Origin of the sequence: Corallococcus sp. AB049A, from assembly GCF_003668885.1 — a bacterium.
Taxonomy (GTDB): domain Bacteria; phylum Myxococcota; class Myxococcia; order Myxococcales; family Myxococcaceae; genus Corallococcus; species Corallococcus interemptor.
The window spans coordinates 35562-52470 of record NZ_RAWL01000008.1; the positions used below are offsets into that span (position 1 = coordinate 35562).

Consider the following 16909-nt stretch of genomic DNA (forward strand, 5'->3'; position numbering starts at 1 on the left):
TCCTTCTCGCAGCTTGAGGCGGCGCGTTGATCTCGGCGTACACTTGGCGCCGCCGTGTCCGACCTCCGCCACACGCTGCTCTTCGTCGATGACGAGGCCGACGTCCTGGACATCCTCAGCCGGATGTTCCAGCGACGCTATCGCGTCCTCACCGCCCCCCACGGCAAGGCAGCCCTGGAAATCCTGCGGACCGAGTCCGTGGACGTCCTCGTCACCGACCAGCGCATGCCGGAGATGACCGGCATCGACCTGGTCAACGCGGCGAGGGCGGAGGGCATCGACGTCACGACGCTCCTGCTGACGGCCTACACGGACCCGCAGGACATCATCGCCGCCATCAACCAGGGCCAGGTGTACCGCTACGTCACCAAGCCCTGGGACGTGAACGACCTGCTCATCACCGTGAAGAACGCGGTGGAGTTCGCCCAGCTCAGGAAGGACAAGGAGAAGCTCATCCGCCAGCTGCACCAGCGGGTGGAGGCCCTCTTCGTCCTCTACGAGGTCAGCCGCGCCAGCGCGAACGACCCGGCCAGCTACGACGCCATCATCGACCGCGTGCTCACCGCAGTGGCCCGCGTGCTGCCGTACGACTGCGGCGCGGCCCTCATCGCGCCGGACGGCCAGCGCGGCGCCACCCTGCGCCTGCGCTGCGTGGGCAACGTCGGCGAAGAGGCGCTGCTGGGCGTCAAGGAGTCCATGCTCGGCGCGTACCGCAAGAGCAGCGGGCTGACGCTCCCGGAGGACCGGGTCATCACCCGCGTCACCGGCACCACCACCAAGGACTCCGCGTCCCCGGTCGTCTACCCCAACCAGCTCACGGTGAACCTCACCGCGGCCGGAAAGCCCGTGGGCATGCTGTCGCTGTTCTCCCACCGCGCGGACGCGTTCACGGAGGACGACGGGCTGCTGTTGGACGTGCTCGCCAACCAGACGGCGGACGCCATCCAGTCGTTGCGCTCCGCGGAGGAGGAGGCCCGCCACCGCATGGAGCGCATGGTCGCGTCCATGGCGGACGGCGTGGTGCTCACCGACGAGAAGAACGACATCGTGGTGATGAACCCCGCGGCCCGCCGCATCCTGCGCGCGGGGGAGGAGGAGCAGGGCCCTTCCAACCGGCTGTTGGAGGAGCGCCTGGGCTTCCAGCCGTTCCAGCTGGTGCGCAACCTGGAGTACAGCGGCCACCAGGTGATGCGCGAGGACGTGAAGCTCTTCGACCGCACCGTGCAGACCACCGTGACGCCCGTCAACGACGCGCGCGGCACCCTGCGTGGCGTGTGCGTGGTGCTGCGCGACATCACCGACCAGAAGCGGCTGGAGGAGCGCAAGGACACCTTCGTCTCCATGGTGAGCCACGAGCTGCGCACGCCGCTCACCTCCATCACCGGCGCGCTGGACCTGGTGCTCAACCGGATGGCGGGGGACATCAACGAGCGGCAGCACCGCTACCTGTCGCTGGCCAAGGACTCCGCGGAGAAGCTCAACAGCATCGTGGATGACCTGCTGGACCTGTCGAAGTACGCGCAGGGCCGGCTGAAGATGAGCTTCGAGCGCATCTACCTGGAGGAACTGGTCCAGCGCGTGGTGGAGAAGTACGGCCCCGCCTTCGCGGAGAAGCGCATCCGCGTGCTGCCGCAGCTGCCGCAGCACCCGCTGCGCGCCATGGTGGACCCCAACCGCGTGAACCAGGTGCTCAACAACCTGCTCAACAACGCGGTGAAGTTCACGCCGGAGGGCGGCGAGGTGCGCGTGGAGCTGCGCGCCACGTCCAGCCTGCCCGGCTACGTGGTGCTGTCCTGCTGGAACAGCGGCGACCCCATTCCGGAAGAGAGCCTGGAGCGCATCTTCGACCGCTTCGAGCAGGCCCGCACCCAGGCGAACCGCACCGTGCGCGGCACCGGCCTGGGCCTGCCCATCTGCCGCAACATCGTGGAGGCCCACGGCGGCCGCATCTGGTCCGAGCCCTCCCACACCGGCGTGCGCTTCATCGCCGTGCTCCCCACGGAGCCGCCCCAGGACGTGCTCAGCCAGGCGGCCGTGGACACGCTGTTGCCGTCGCCGCAGCCCATCCGCGCGGACTCGCGCGGCAAGGTGCTCATCATCGAGGGCGAGCCGGAGGTGGGCCACATCATGAAGGCCCTGCTGGGCGCCCGGGGCTACCGGGTGCGCCTGGCGTCCACCGCGGAGGAGGGGCTGTCCGCCGCGCGCAACCTGCACCCGGACGTGGTGCTGGTGTCCGTGCGGCTGCCGGACGTGGACGGCCTGCGGCTGGCGGAGATCCTCCGCAATGATCCGGAGACGCGCCGCTCGCCGCTGCTGCTCACCTCCGCGTTCGACGAGCGCCAGCGCGCCTTCCGGGCCGGCGCGGACGCGTTCCTCGTGCGCCCCCTGGCGGGCGACAAGCTGCTGGCCACCGTGGACTCGCTGGCGCGCGGCCGCGGCGGGGCACAGCACGGGCGCGTGCTGGTGGTGGACGACGACGTGAAGATCGCCTCCATCTGCCGCGAGGTGCTGGAGGGGCTGGGCTTCGAGGTGGACGTCGCGCACGGCGTGGAGGAGGGCCGGCGCTCCCTGCGCGAGCGCAGGCCGGACGCGGTGCTCCTGGACGTCACGCTGCCGGACGGCGACGGGTTCGCGTTCCTGGAGGAGATCAAGGCCGAGCGCGCCAGCGGCCACATCTCCGTCATCTTCATCTCCGCGCGCACGGAGACGTCCTCCAAGGTCCGCGCGCTGAAGCTGGGCGGGGACGACTACATCACCAAGCCCTTCGACGCGCTGGAGCTGGGCGCGCGCGTGGAGAGCATGCTGCGGCGCAAGGAGCAGGAGCTGTCCTCGTCGCCCACCACGCAGCTGCCGGGCTCCACCGCCATCGAGCGCGAGGTGCAGCGCCGGCTGGGCGCGCGCCAGCCCTTCGCGTTCTGCTACCTGGATCTGGACAACCTCAAGGCCTACAACGACTACTACGGCTTCGCGAAGGCGGACGGCGTGGTGCGCCAGACGGGCGACCTGATGCGGGAGGTCTTCCAGCAGGAGGGCGCGCCGGGGGACTTCCTGGGCCACGTGGCCGGGGACGACTTCGTCTTCATCACCTCCGTGGAGTCGGTGGACCGGGTGTGCCAGCGGGCCATCGAGCAGTTCGACCGGATCATCCCGCTCTACTACGACCGGCAGGACCGGGAGCGCGGCCACATCGAGGCGGAGGACCGCTTCGGGGAGAAGCGCCAGTTCCCCATCATGAGCGTGTCCGTGGTGGCGGTGATGGCGGACGGCGTGGCGCATGACCACGCGGAGCTGGCCCGCCGCGCCGCGGACATGAAGAAGCGGGCGAAGGCCATTCCCGGCTCCGTCTACCTGCGCAGCGACCTGGAGCGCGTGGTCCGCTCCGTCACCGGATGAGGCTCTACCAGCAGCTCATCCTCTTCATGCTCGCCGCGACGGTGCTGCCCCTGGCCATCGTCGGCTTCCTGCTGCTGTCGCGCTCGGAGCTCGCGCTGGCCCAGCGCATCGACGAGCAACAGCGCTCGCTGGCCACCTCCACCGCCGAGGCCGTGGAGGCGAGCCTGATGGAGGTCGTCAACGGACTGGCCCGCTCCGCGGAGCTCCTGCCCTGGGAGCGCGCCACGCCCGAAGAGGTGCGCGGCATGCTGATGCTCCTGTATGGCCAGTCCACCACGGTGAGCGCGGTCATCCAGGCGGACGCGGACGGCCAGCCGCTGGGGCCCGCCGTGTTCCGGAGCGCGGAGCCGCTGGAGCAGCACCCCGCCTTCGACGCCGCGGGCGTCGCGCAGCTGGCGCACGCGGTGCCGGTGGGGCAGTTCCGGGACGGAGGCAAGGGCCAGGCGGCGCTCGGCAGCGCGTACGTGCACGCGGGCTCCGGGGTGGCCGCCGTGGCGGTGGCGGTGAAGCTGGGCGCTTCGATGGACGCGCCCTACGCCATCGCGGAGCTTGTCTTCACGCAGCTGGAGGCGCTGCTCGCGCGGCGCGCGAGTGACGGCCAGCGGCTGGACGTGGTGGACAGCCAGGGACGGGTGGTGGCCAGCTCCCAGCCCGCGCGGCGCATGGCGGCGCTGGAGCCGGAGCTGAAGACGGCGCTGGCGTCCGCCCAGGGCGTGGAGGACGGACGCAGCTTCCAGCTGAAGGACCCCGCGCGCCGGGTGAGCGTGGCCTGGGTGAACACGCTGGAGATGGGCGTCGTCGTGACGGAGGACGAGGCCCTGGCGCTGACGCCGGTGCGCGAGCTGCGCACCACGGTGCTCGCGTCCGTGGCGGGCGCGCTGCTGGTGCTCTTGGCCCTGGGCGCGCTCTTCACGCGGCGGTTGGACCGGCGGCTCGCGCAGGTGGTGCAGGGCGCGGAGGCCTATGGCCGCGGTGAACTGGAGCGCCGCCTGCCGGTGGAGGGCCAGGACGAGTTGAGCGAGCTGGCGTCCACGTTCAACCGCATGGGCGAGGAGCTGGAGGCGTCCCGCGCGCGGCTGATGAGCTGGAACGACGACCTGCGCGTGCGCGTGGAAGAGGCGACGGCGGACCTGCGGGCGGCGCAGCTCCAGTTGGTGGAGGCGCAGAAGCTGGCGGCGGTGGGCCAGCTGGGCGCGGGCGTGGCGCACGAAATCAACAACCCGCTGGCCGGCATCCTGGGCAACGTGCAGCTCTTGCTCCTGGACCGGGGCGCGGACGACGTGGACTTCGAGACGCTGCGGAAGATCGAGCAGAGCGCCAAGCGCTGCAAGGACATCACCCAGAACCTGCTGCGCTTCTCCCAGCAGCGCGAGCGCCCGGACCTGCGGCCCGTGGACCTGAACGCGGTGGTGCGCGACGCGCTGAGCCTCACGGAGAACCAGACGCTCGGGGAGGGCATCGAGCTCTTGACGGAGCTGAGCACGGCGGTGCCTCGGGTGAAGGCGGATCCGGGGCATCTGTCCCAGGTGGTGCTGGCGCTCCTGTCCAACGCGCGCACCGCGATGCTGAAGACGCCGGTGAAGAAGCTCACGCTGCGCACGGGTGAGCGCGACGGGATGTGCATCGTGGAGGTGGAGGACACGGGCAAGGGCATCGCGGAGAGCATCCGCCCGCGCATCTTCGAGCCGTTCTTCACCACCAAGGACATCTGGTCCAATGTGGGCCTGGGCCTGAGCGTCGCGTGGCGCATCGTCACGGAGGCCGGGGGGACGCTGGAGGTCCGCTCGGAAGAAGGGCAGGGGGCCCGCTTCACCGTGGTGCTGCCCCGGGCATGAAGCCCGCCGCGTGTGGTAGCTAGGGCCATCGCATGGCTGCTCCCCCTTCCCGCAGGCGACAGGCGCCGTTCCTCATCGGGCTCGTGCTCATCCTGGCCGCGCTGCCGGTGGGCTGGTTCGTGTTCCTGCGCGAGCCTCCCGCGCCGCTGCCGCCGCCCGAGCCTCCCCGTGTCGCCACGCCGGTGGAGGTGAAGAAGGCCGTGGAGCTGGTGCTGAGCTCCTTCGAGGGCTCCGTGGACGTGAAGCACGGCGAGGCCGGAGCCTGGATGCCCGCCACCAAGGACATGCCGCTGCGTCCCACGGACGTGGTGCGCACCGGGCGCGGCTCCTGGGCCGTGGTGCTCAACGGCGAGGCCGTGGAGCTGCGGATGGAAGCCGAGACGGAGGTCTCCGTCGCGGAGCTGTCGGATCAGCTGTCGGAGTTCCTCCTGAACAACGGCATGGCCACCGCCACCGTGCGGGGCCGCCCCAACGTCCGGCACACCTTCATCCTGAAGGCGAAGGGCGCCGAAGCGGAGGCCAGCACCGCCCAGGGCACCTTCACCATGAGCAACAACGGCAAGGGCACCGTGAGCGTGGGCACGCGCGATGGCGACGTGAAGCTGTCCGACAAGGAGGGCAGGTACGTCATCGTCCGCGCCGGCCAGCAGTCCATCGTCCGTCCCGGCCAAGGTCCCTCCAAGCCGGCCCCCATCCCCAGCACCGTGTTCCTGAAGATGGAGTGGCCCGCGGCGAAGCAGACCAAGGGCGAGGTCGTCATCGCCGGCCGTACCGACCCGGGCAGCCGGGTGATGGTGGCCGGCGCCAGCGTGCCCACGGACGAGGAGGGGCGCTTCAAGCTCACCCTGCCGCTCAACCAGGGCCCCAACCCGATCCAGGTGAGCGCCATGGGGGTCGGTGGCGCGCACCAGACCGAACAGCAGGTGCTGACCTTCGAAACACCTCCGCCGCCGAAGCCCCCCAAGCCGGTGATCTTCAAGCCGGAGACCGAGGGCCTCTTCAAGTAGGGCGCCAGGGACAGCAAAGTCGTGCAGTCCCTGCGGAGGGCCTTGTAGAGTCGGGAAGCCCTGGAACGTCTCCTGCTCTCCGCGCTGGTCTTGGTTTGTGCCCCGGTCTGGGCGGCTTCGCTGGAGCTGCTCGGCCCGGACGTGCCCGTGGCCCCCGAGGGCTTCACGGTCGCGGTGGTGCGCCGGGACGCCAGCGGACAACCGGTGGCGTTCACCCCGGCGTCGGTGACGGCGGAGGGCGCGGAGCTCAAGACCGGACCGGACGCTCCGCCGCTGCGCACGTATGTCGTGGTGCCCAAGGCCCAGGCGCGCGAGGTGGTGGTGCGCGTGAAGGGCGACGGCGAGGAGGCCCAGGCCCGCTACGAGGTCGGGCCGCCCGCGAGCCGCATGGAGTTGTCCCTGGAACCCGCGCTGCCGGTGAAAGGACGCGACACGGAGGCGACGCTCACCGTGAAACGGCTGCGGCCGGACGGGTCGCCGGATGACAGCGGCGCGCCTCCGGTGCTGCGCGCGAGCACCGGGCAGGTGGAGGCGCTCCGGCACGCCGGACCGGGGACGTACACGGCTCGCTACGTGCTGCCCCCCACGCGCCTGCCGGAGGCCGCCATCCTCGTCGCGCTGTCCGCGTGGCCGCATCCGCAGTCGGTGCATGGGGCGTACGGGCGGCTCCTGGTGCCGCTGGCCACGTCGGTGAACCTGCCCGGCAAGAGCGAGCCCGGAGGCCAGGTGTCGCTGGAGGTGGCTGGGACGCGCTTCGGGCCCGTGCCGGTGGACGCGAACGGGCGCTTCGTGCTGCCGCTGGTGGTGCCTCCGGGCTACCCGCTGGCCCGGGGCGAGGTGAAGGACGAATCGGGCCGCGTGTCGAGCATCGCCTTCGACCTCCAGCTGCCGCCCACGGATGGCCTGGCGTGCGTGCTCAACCCGCAGCGGCTGCCCGCGGACGGCGTGTCCCAGGCCCGGCTCCTGTGCGCGACGAGTGATCCGAAGGGGCTCCCCGTGGTGGATGCGCGCGTCACGGCGAAGGCGAAGTACGGCCGGCTGGACGGGCCCGTGCGCGACCCGAACGGGATGCTGGAGTGGCGCTACACGGCGCCGCGCACGCTGGCGGCGGATGAGCGCATCGAGGCGGCGTGGCCGCAGCGGGGCCCGGGGTCGCGCGAGTCGCTGCCGATGCAGCTGGTGCAGGGTGCGGTGCGCGACGTGACGGTGTCGCTGTCCGACCCGATGGTGCACGCGGGTTCGGTGGCGCGGGTGGTGGTGGTGGCGCGGGACGCGGCCGGGCAACCCCGCCCGGAGGCGAAGGTGGAGGTGCTGTCGAACGACGGGGCCGTGGGGCCGGCGGTGGAGTCTCCGCCGGGCACGTTCACGGTCCCGTGGACGGCGAACGGCTCCGGGGTGGACGCGCTCGTGACGGCGCGCGCGTACGGTCCGCTCGGGACGGAGCCCGCGCGGCTCGCGGTGTGGCGCAATGACTCGGGGCTCGTCGCGGGGGTGGTGGACCTGGCGGGCTGGCCGGTGCCCCGTCAGCCGCTGCGGGTGAATGGCAAGGAGTGGACGACAGGGGAGGACGGGACGGTGGTCGTGTCCGGGATGGTGCCCGGCAAGGTGCGCGTGTCGCACGCCGTGTGGCCGGGGCTCGACGTCACGGTGCACGTGCTGGGCCCCCAGGGGCCGGTGTTCCCGCTGTCGGAGCCGCTGGTGCCCGCGCGCATCCATGAGCGGGTGAAGCTGGCGCCACCGCTGCCGGTCAACGTGCGCGTGCGCGTGGAGGGCGCCCGGGTGACGTGCTGGGTGGAGGACCCGGACGGGAAGGTGCTGAAGGACCGCCCGGTGCACGTCGCGCTGTCCGAGGGCGAGCGGGGAGACCTGTCCGTGGAGGACGGGCTCACGCGCTTCACCGTGCGCGGCGCGAAGGGTCCCGTGAGCGTGTCCGTGGCGGACGTGCGCTCCGGCGTGACGGCGGTGGAAGAGGTGCGTCCTTGAGGCCCTCGCGCCCGGCGCATGGAGCCGCGCACGCGACCGGGATGGACCCGGCGCAAGCGCCTGCATGCGCGGCGATGCGTGACGGCGCGCATGTGAGCGGAAGGGTCCAGGCGGGTGCCGTGGCGTGGCGTTGGGCCGCGCGCTCGGGCGCCACTGCGTGCCTCCTGCTCGCGCTGCTCCTGCTGTCCTCCGTGGCCTCCGCGCAGTCGCTGTCGGCGGACCTGCCGACGCAGGCTTCGACCATCGCCGGGCGCGTCTGCGTGGACTTGAACGGTGATGGCCTCTGTGACCCCGACGAGCCCGGGCTCGCGGGTGTGCGACTGGTGCTGGCCACCGGCCGCGAGGTTCGCACCGATGCCTTCGGCCGCTACCACCTCACCGGCGTGGACTCGCGCGTGCCGGATCTCACTGGCGGTCCGCACCTGCGTCCCGGCCGCCATGCGCTGAAGGTGGATCCACGCAGCCTGCCGGCTTCCAGCCAGGTGGTCCCCCGCGTCGCGACCGTGGAGGTGCCCTGGGGTGCCGCCGTCCTCCAGGACTTCGCCGTGAGGCCTCCACCCACGCGCCCGCGCGCGGCCCCCACCTCCGCCGCCAGCCGTCCTCCCGAAGCGCGCACGGCCGAGCACGGGAACCTGCGCTTCCTCATCAGCGGCCATGCCTCTCCCGGCGACCAGGTCCGCGCGGGCGACGTGGACGCCACCGTGGAGGACTCCGGCGCCTGGCTCGCGACCGTGCTGATGCATCCGGGCGAGAACGTCATCGCCATCACCACCACGTCGCCCGGCGGCGCGGTGGAGTTCTCCCAGCAGTCCTTCGACGCGGTCCGGCGCGGCGAGCACGGCTGGATCGTCATCCCTCGCGCGAAGGCGCGCCTGGGCTCCGTGCGCGGGCTGTCCCCGGACGCGCCCCTGCCCACGGGAGACACCTTCCTGCGCCTGGAGGTCGCCCCCGGCACCCGGGTGACGACTCCCGAAGCGGAGGTCACCGCGGGCCCCGACGGCGAGGTCCGCCTGCCCGTGCGGCTGGTGCCGGGACGCAACACCGTCCGCATGTCGCTGGCCCCTCCCCAGACGCCCGGGGGAACCGTGACCGTGACCGTCGAAGCGCGCGCCCAACCCTTCGTCGTGGGCCTGCTCGACCTGGAGGCCAGCATCGCGCCGGCCGGCGGCGGCTTCCGGCTGCGGGGGCGTGGCGCCCTCCACGGCGAGGCCCAGGTGGGGCCCGTGCAGCTGGTGGGCGAGCTGGACCTGACCGACACCGACCTGCGCCAGCTGGACGACGCGCCGCTCGCGGACTGGCTGCGTCCCCGGCTGCCCGAGCGCTTCGACCGCTGGCCCGACCCCGACCTCGCCCCGGCGGAGTGGGGCGACACCTCCGTGTCCCTCACGCCCAACCCCACGGAAGGGCGCCTGCGCCTGGAAGCGCGGCATGAGCGGTACGGCCGCGCGGGCTTCGGCACCTACCGCGCGCTCCTGCAGGACCGCGAGGTGGGCCGCTACCACCGCCCCCTCTTCGGTCCCTACGCGGAGCTGCGTGAACAGCTGGGCCCCGTGAGCGTGGGCCTGGACGCGTTCGCCGGCGGGCTGGTGGACCCCACGCGCGGCCTGGCCGCGACGCCCGCGCACGAGGAGCTGCGGGCCACCGGCGGCAGCCTCTACTACCTGGGCGGCGGCACCGTGGCGGAGGGCTCCGAGCTGATCCGCGTGGAGGTGCGCGATGGCATCACCGGCCTGCCGCTGGGCGAACGGCACCTCATCCGGGGCAGCGACTACGACATCGACTACCTCGCGGGCCGCATCCTCCTCGCGCGGCCGCTGTCGTTCCTCACCGGCGCGTCGCTCCTGAGCACGGACGCGCTCACCGAGGCGCCGGAGCCGGTGCTCGTCGTGGACTACGCCGTGCTGCACTCGGGCGACCCGCGCGACTCCGTGGGCGGCGAGGCCTGGGCGCGCTGGCGGGGCTCCACCGTCGCCCTGTCCGCGGTGCGCGAGCGCCGGCTGGGCGCTCCCTTCCAACTCCTGTCAGGCCGGGGCCAGACGAAGCTGTGGGGCTACTCGCTGCTCGCCGAGGCCGCGAGCAGCCGGGGGCTGGCGGTGGAGTCCAGCGTGTTCGGCGTGTCGGACGACGGCGGCCTGTCCTTCCTCCGCCCGGTGGGCACGCAGGACGACCATGGCGGCGCGGTGACCCTGCGCCTGAGTGGCCCCGGCGTGCTGGGCCCCTCGAAGGGCGGCTCCGTGGAGGCCGCGTGGCGTGAACGCTCCCGGGGTTTCTCCGACGGCGCGCATGTGGACGCCGCCCGCTTCCGGCAGCTGTCCCTGCGCGTCACGCAGCCCGTGGGCCCGCTGGCCCTCACGCTCATGGGCGACGAGCGCCGGACGGCGGATCCGCGCCTGCCCTTCGAGGACACGCCCTTCGGCGCCCGCACGTTGGGCGCTGGCGTGGCCTACGAGCACGACGAAGGCACCGTGCGGCTGGAGCTGCGCGACAGCTGGCTGCGCGCCACGGACGTGCCCGGCGAGGGCGACGCGCGCGAGGGCGGCCGGACGTCGCTGGGCGTGTCCGTGTCCCGCATGCTGACCTCCCACCTCACCGTGTCCGCGGGCCACCGCCAGCGGCTGCACGAGCGCGGCGCCGGCCCGGGCAGCATGAACGACACGTTCACCTCCGCGGGCGTGGCCGTGGACCTGGACGACGACACATCCGTGGGCGTGAAGGGCGGCTGGGGCCCGAAGCTGGGCCCGCAGGTGTGGCTGGATGCGCGCGCGCGGCGCGGCAGGGAGACGTACTACGGCGGCTACTCCGTGGACGTGGACGGGCCGGACTTCGGCCTGGGCCGCGCGGTGACGGGGGCTCGCACGGAGGTGGGCGACGGCACCACCGTGTTCGTGGAGGACGTGAGCGCGCACGACGCCATCTCCGTGCGGCAGGCCCGCGCCGTGGGCTTCCAGTGGGCGGCGGGCGACAGCGGCTTCAGCGCCGGCGCCCGCTATGAGCGCGGCGTGCGCAACCCGCTGGACATCGCCAGCGACCTCACGCGCGACGTGGCCAGCGTGTCCGCGCAGTGGCTGCGCGAGCGCTTCCGCGCGGACGTGCACGCGGAGCTGCGCCATGAAGAGGGCACTCCCGCGCGCGGCGGCTCGGGCCCGGTGGACCGCACCCAGGTGGTGCTGTCGCTGGCCGCGGAGGGCCAGCTGATGAAGGACGTCACGGCCTCCGGGCGGCTGGACTTCGCGCACACCGCGGGCCGCGAGGGGCTGGAGGCCCGGTTCGCGCAGGGGTTCGCTGCGCTCGTCTGGCGGCCCGGGCCGTGGCTGGTGGTGGCCCGCTACGGCCTCACGCGCGAGCTGTCCCCCGGCGCCCGCTTCGCCTTTGGCGACCGGGTGCTCCAGACGGTGTCGCTGATGCCGGCGGTGCGGCTGGGCGAGCGGCTCTCCGTGGCGTCCGGCCTGCACGTCGGCCGCTCCAGCCTGGGCGAGTCCTCGCGCTGGGTGTGGACGGGCACGCTGCGGCCCTCGGTGCGGGTGCTGGGCGGACTGGAGGTCGCGGTGGAGGCTGCCCAACGCACGTCCGCGGCGGACGACCAGGGGCTGACGGCCCTGCGGCCGGAAGTGGCCTGGCGGCTGGACGAGCGGATGCGGGTGGCCCTGGGGTACACCGTCCTGGGCTTCAGCGGCTTGGGTCTGGAGACCGAACCGGGGGATGCTCCGGATCGCCTCTATCTCCGGGCGGAAGTGGCCTGGTAGTCGCCGGGCAGAGGGACGTCGAACGTGCGAGTCGGGTGGATCATCCTGGGGCTGGGGTTGTGCGCGGGCGTGGCTCGCGCGGAATGGTCCGTCGCCCAGACCCAGACGGGCGTCCCCCAGAGCCTCACGGTCTTCCGGCCCGGCTTCTTCGCCGTGGCCACCGACACGCAGCTGTACGTGTCTCGCGATGGCAGCGTGACGCCCGTCAACAACGGCATGGCGGGCAGCTTCCTGCGCGGGCCCGACTGCGTGGTGGGCATCCGCACGGACGGGATGCTCCAGAGTGTGGGCGCCTGCTTCACGCCGGATGACGGCAAGCGTCTGTTCCCCGAGGACAGCCTCGACTATGCGGTGAAGGCCGTGCGCGTCACGGCGGATGGGGGCGTGGGCTACGCCGTCGCCGTCCAGCCGCCCCTGGCGAGCCCGGAGTTCCGCTCCTCGCTCGTGCCACCCAGCGGTGGGGCCGTGTGGGGCAAGCTGACGCCCCCGGTGGCGGACCTGAACGCGCAGCCGCAGCTCGCGGTGCTGCCGCCGCAGTCGGATGGCCAGCCGCAGGCGCTGTTCTCCGTATCTTCGACCAAGGCCAACTTCCTCTGGTACCGGGGCACGTCCGCGGTGTCCTACGTGGCCTCGGGCATCACCCCGCCGAACTCGGCCCACAGCGTGGCGCTGCTGCCGGGCGAGACGCCGGACAGGCCGCTCGCGTTCTTCGGCAACGACGTGGGCCTGTTCCGGGCCATCCTGGGTGGCACTGGCACCGGCTACCCGTTCGCCCCCATCACGCTGGCGCCCGGCGCGGTGGACGCGCTCGCGTTCGACGTGGCGAGCGGCTCCAGCGAGGGGACGGGCTTCGGCCTGCTGCTGCTCAAGCAGGCCTCGGACGGCCGGGTGGCGGCGTACAGCGCGGAGCCGGTGGTTCCGCCCGCGCTCCCGGGCTCGGTGTGGCGCCGGAGCAAGGACCTGCCGGCGGGCCTGCCCCAGGCCGCGCTGCAGATGGCCTGCGCGGACGCGTCCTATTGCGTCGCCATCTTCAACGCACCCACGAACAACATCCTCATCTACCGGAACGACAGCCCTCCCCGTGTGAGCGACCTGCCGGACACCATCAGCGTGAACGAGGGCGAGAGGAAGGTCGTGGAGCTCCGGCTGCGCGACCCGGACGGAGACGCCGTGCGGCTGTCCGCCACGGTGCGCGCGCCGGGCAGCCCCATCGCCGTCGAACAGGCGCCGCTCGGCGCGGGCGAGGACAGCGGGCTCAAGCTGACGCTCACCGCGCCCACGGGCATCTGCGCGTCCCAGACGTCGTACCTGGACGTGATGGCCTCGGACGGACTGCGCGCGCACGACACGCCGAAGGCCATTGCGTTGGTGCATCAGCACACGCTCCCTCCTGGCGCACCCCAGGGCGCTGTCGAATCCGTGGAGGGCGGCGCCTTCTTCATGGGCGGGCCCACCGGCACCCTCACCCCCACGAAGGGCACCACCGGCTGCGAGCCCGTCACGTACACCTGGACTCCGCTCGCGGGGGCACCGAGGCTCGACGTGAACGGAGGCGTGGCCACGCTCACGCCTCCATCCACCCTGGACCAGCGCTGCAAGCCGGGCACGACCGTCTACTCGTACGAGGTGCGCGCGGATGACGGCGTGGTGAAGTCCGCGCCCGCGACCGTCCCCGTGCGGATCCACCCGTGGGGTGCGCCCAAGGCGCCGTTCACCGCCACCTCGCGGGAGGTCTTCTCCGGAGCGGCGCTGGCCCCCCAGCAGTTCCACCTGTGCGCGGAGCCTCCGGCGCCCCCTGGACTGCCTCCGGTGTCGACGTTCTGGTCACTGCAGGACGAGCCGCCGGGCCTGGAGGTGCTGGCCCTCTCGGGCAACGCGCGGCGGCGGGTGGGCACGGAGTTCGTCGAGGGCAGCTCGGTGCTGCTCGCCTCGGCGACGTGCGTGGAGGCGATGAAGGTGAAGCTGCACGCCTTCAACCGCATCACCGTGGACGGCTTCTCGCTGGACAGCCCCACGTCCGACGTGGAGGTCACCGTGCAGCCGCGCTGGGTGCCGCTGGATTCGGTGACGCCCACGGTGACGTTGGAGGCGGTGGAGGAGCGCAAGGTGCGCGGCCGCGTGACGACGCTGCCCCTGGTCAACTGCGCGAGCACGCGCAACCTCACCACGGTGGTGACGCTGGAGGACCCGGCCGACCCGAAGCGCGTGTTCGACACGAAGACCTACCCGTGGGCCGCCGGCACGTTCGAGCTGGAGCTGCCCCCCACCTGCGGCAGCGGCGACTACGCCCTGCGCGTGCGCACGGTGGAGAACCAGGTGAACAGGACCGTCGCGGCGCCCGAGGTGCTCACGCCCTTCACCCGGGACGCGCGCAACGTGCTTCTGGGCGAGCTGTCCGGCGAGCTCATCGCCACCTGCGGCGAAGGGGCCCGGGGCACGCTGCGCCAGACGATTCCGGAAGGCGCCTGCTCGTCGGTGGACCTCACGTGGAAGCCTGGCGTCGGACCGGCGCTGGAGCCGCTGGTCATCCAGGGCGACTCGGTGACGGTGGCCACGGTGGACACGCAGCTGGAGTCCCTGGTGGGCGAGCACGTCACCCTGGACGTGACGGCCGCGGGCGATGGGGCCAGCGAGGCGACGCGCGAGCACTCGGTGCGCATCGGCGCGCGGCCCTTCGTGACGGTGGACCGCCGCACGGAGACGGGCTCGGGCATGAACTCCAGCCAGGTGGGCGTCACGGTGACGCTGCGCAACGACACCGCCTGCGACGTGAGCTCCATCCGCTACGACGAGACCGTCACCGGCGCGCAGGTGGTGCCCCAGAGCATGACGCTGAATGGCCAGCCGGTGACGCCGGTGGAGTCATCCGAGGGGCACTTCGCGGTGGCGCCGGTGCCGCTGCCCGCGGGCTCCACCGCGACGCTCACGTACGTGGTGCGCACGGCGCTCCTGGCCCCGCCGCGGTACTCGGGCACGGCGACGCTGCGCGAGGTGGCCGTGTCGAAGGCGGAGCCGCCGCCTCCCTCCACGTCGGGCTGCGGATGCTCTGGTGGAGGCTCGGGGGTGACGGCGTTCGGGCTGGGCGCGCTGGCGTGGGCCGCGCGGCGCAGGCGCGGCGTCAGAGCCCGAAGCTGATGCGCTGGCGGCGGTTGGGCGTCTGCTGACGCTCCTCCAGCACGCCGGACAGCTCCAGGCCGCGCAGGGTGGCCAGGGCCTCGCGCTCGGACAGGTCCGTGAGGGCGAGCAGGTCCTCCACCGTCTTCGTGCCGTCCGCGAACGCGAGCAGCATCGCCTGCGGTCCGGTCAGCTTCAGCTCGTGCAGGCCGTAGGGCGGATCCGCCGTGGGGAACAGGCGGCGTCCGGGCGCCATGCGCTGGCGCAACGCCACCAGCGTCTCCGTGCGCGCGACGCCCTCCAGGATGAGGTCGCCCGGGAAGAGCGACAACGGCACCAGGTCCGCGCGCTGCGGACGCATGGGGCTGAAGCCGTACTGGCCCTCCGTCCACGCGAAGGTGGACCAGAGGATGTCCTTCACCTGCTCCTCCAGCAGGTGGCGGCGCTGCTTGGGGCTCAGCAGGCCCCGCTTGAGCAGCGCATCGCCGGTGCGCAGCGAGTGCTCGCGCGCGTAGCCCGCGGCCTCCGCGAGCTGGGCCTCCGTGAGCGCGCCCTTGCGCAGGCAGAAGCGGCCGAAGCGCTCCGGGGCCAGGTTGGAGGCGGCGTACACGACGCGGCCCGCCTCGAAGTAGACGACCTTGAGCACCGTGCCCTGGCGCAGCTTCAGCTCGCCGTGGTGGCGCGCTTCGTAATAGGCGTTGAGCAGGCGCGGCACGGACGTGTGCGACAGGTCTCCGGCCAGCGACCACTCCGGCAGCTGGCGCCGCTGACGCACCGGCGCGGGCGCGGCCTCCGTCCACACGGCATCGCGCTGGGCGAAGGGCAGGGGCAGGGCCTCCGACACACCGGCGGCCTCTTCCGGGGGCACGGCTTCGGGCTGCTCGAAAGCAGGCTCGGAGGTGGGCTCGGAGGTGGGCTCCGAGGCGGGCTCGGAGACGGGCTCGGAGACGGGCTCGAGCGCGGACTCCTCCTGCGCGGGCGTCTCCTCCTGGACCAGCTCCTCCAGGACGAGCAGGTCCACCTCGTCGAGCAGCTCGCCGTGCGTCACGGGCGGCACGCCGGCGGCCTCCTCCAGCGCGTCCATCACGGTGTCCAGCTCGAAGGGCTTCTCGAAGAAGGCGCGCGCGCCGTGGACCTGCGTGGCCTCCTGGGCGAAGCGGTCGCCCTTGTAGACGCCGCTGACGGCGATGGCGGGGATGCCGTGCGCGCGCAGGGCTCCCAGCACCTCGCTGCCGCGGATGTCCGGCAGGAGCAGGTCCACCAGCGCGGCGTCGAAGCGCGAGTGGGGACCCAGGGCCTCCAGCGCGGACTCGCCGGTGAAGACGGTGAGCGCCTCATGGCCCCGGGTCTGCGCGACCGTGGCGATGAGGGAGGCGAGTTCCTGGTTGTCCTCCACGATGAGCAGTCGCGCCATGGGCCGGCAGACCCTACCATCAACCCCATGAAGGACGTTCAGGGCTTCCACCACGTGGCGATCCAGGCGAAGGACGTGGAGCGCGTGACGGCGTTCTATCGCGACCTGCTGGGCTTTCCGGAACTCAAGCGCCACCTGCGTGAGGACGGCACCCTGCGGAGCGTCTGGGTAGGCGTCCCAGGGGGCGCCTTCCTGGCCATCGAGGCGGTGGACGGGACGCCGGAGGTGGTGCCGTTCCGCCACCCGGCGCCGGGGCTCTTGATGCTGGTGTTCCGGATTCCGCGCGAGGCGCGGGGTGGGGTGGTGGAGACCTTGTCCCGCGCGGGGGTGGCGCTGGAGCACGAGACGCGCTGGACGCTGTACGTGCGGGAGCCGGAGGGCAACCGGGTGGGGCTGAGCCACCATCCAGACGACTAGGGG

At 72.7% G+C, this 16909-nt stretch carries 8 protein-coding genes; 7 read left to right on the top strand and 1 reads right to left on the bottom strand.

Features of this window, described 5'->3' with window-relative positions; all coding sequences use genetic code 11:
* Positions 1-54 precede the first annotated feature (54 nt).
* The 6 genes from D7X55_RS01865 to D7X55_RS01890 all read left to right on the top strand — a co-directional run bounded on the left by D7X55_RS01865 (position 55) and on the right by D7X55_RS01890 (position 15096).
* Positions 55-3393, top strand: a complete 3339-nt coding sequence (locus D7X55_RS01865) for a response regulator (RefSeq protein WP_120546613.1) — start codon at positions 55-57, stop codon at positions 3391-3393.
* Positions 3390-5228: a sensor histidine kinase gene (locus D7X55_RS01870; protein ID WP_121722037.1), complete on the top strand. Its 1839-nt coding sequence runs from the start codon at positions 3390-3392 to the stop codon at positions 5226-5228. The genes D7X55_RS01865 and D7X55_RS01870 overlap by 4 nt, the downstream gene beginning before the upstream one ends.
* 32 nt (positions 5229-5260) lie before the next feature.
* Positions 5261-6235, top strand: a complete 975-nt coding sequence (locus D7X55_RS01875; protein ID WP_120546611.1) for a FecR domain-containing protein — start codon at positions 5261-5263, stop codon at positions 6233-6235.
* A gap of 84 nt (positions 6236-6319) precedes the next feature.
* Positions 6320-8218 carry a hypothetical protein gene (locus tag D7X55_RS01880; RefSeq protein WP_121769107.1) on the top strand — a complete coding sequence of 633 codons (1899 nt, stop codon included), beginning with the start codon at positions 6320-6322 and terminating at the stop codon, positions 8216-8218.
* Positions 8219-8337: 119 nt separating this feature from the next.
* The gene (locus D7X55_RS01885) at positions 8338-11961 is read left to right on the top strand and encodes a flagellar motor protein (protein WP_233609477.1); all 3624 of its coding nucleotides are present in this window, start codon (positions 8338-8340) and stop codon (positions 11959-11961) included.
* 24 nt (positions 11962-11985) lie between these two features.
* Positions 11986-15096, top strand: a complete 3111-nt coding sequence (locus tag D7X55_RS01890) for a hypothetical protein (RefSeq protein ID WP_147470002.1) — start codon at positions 11986-11988, stop codon at positions 15094-15096.
* Here D7X55_RS01890 and D7X55_RS01895 read toward each other — a convergent pair.
* Entirely contained in the window at positions 15080-16489 is a 1410-nt protein-coding gene (locus tag D7X55_RS01895; protein ID WP_120546608.1) for a response regulator, read from the bottom strand. The two genes, D7X55_RS01890 and D7X55_RS01895, sit on opposite strands and share 17 nt — an antisense overlap.
* A gap of 27 nt (positions 16490-16516) precedes the next feature.
* On the opposite strand from D7X55_RS01895, the gene D7X55_RS01900 reads away from it, so the two are divergent.
* Positions 16517-16906 carry a VOC family protein gene (locus tag D7X55_RS01900; protein WP_121722039.1) on the top strand — a complete coding sequence of 130 codons (390 nt, stop codon included), beginning with the start codon at positions 16517-16519 and terminating at the stop codon, positions 16904-16906.
* Positions 16907-16909: the final 3 nt, after the last annotated feature.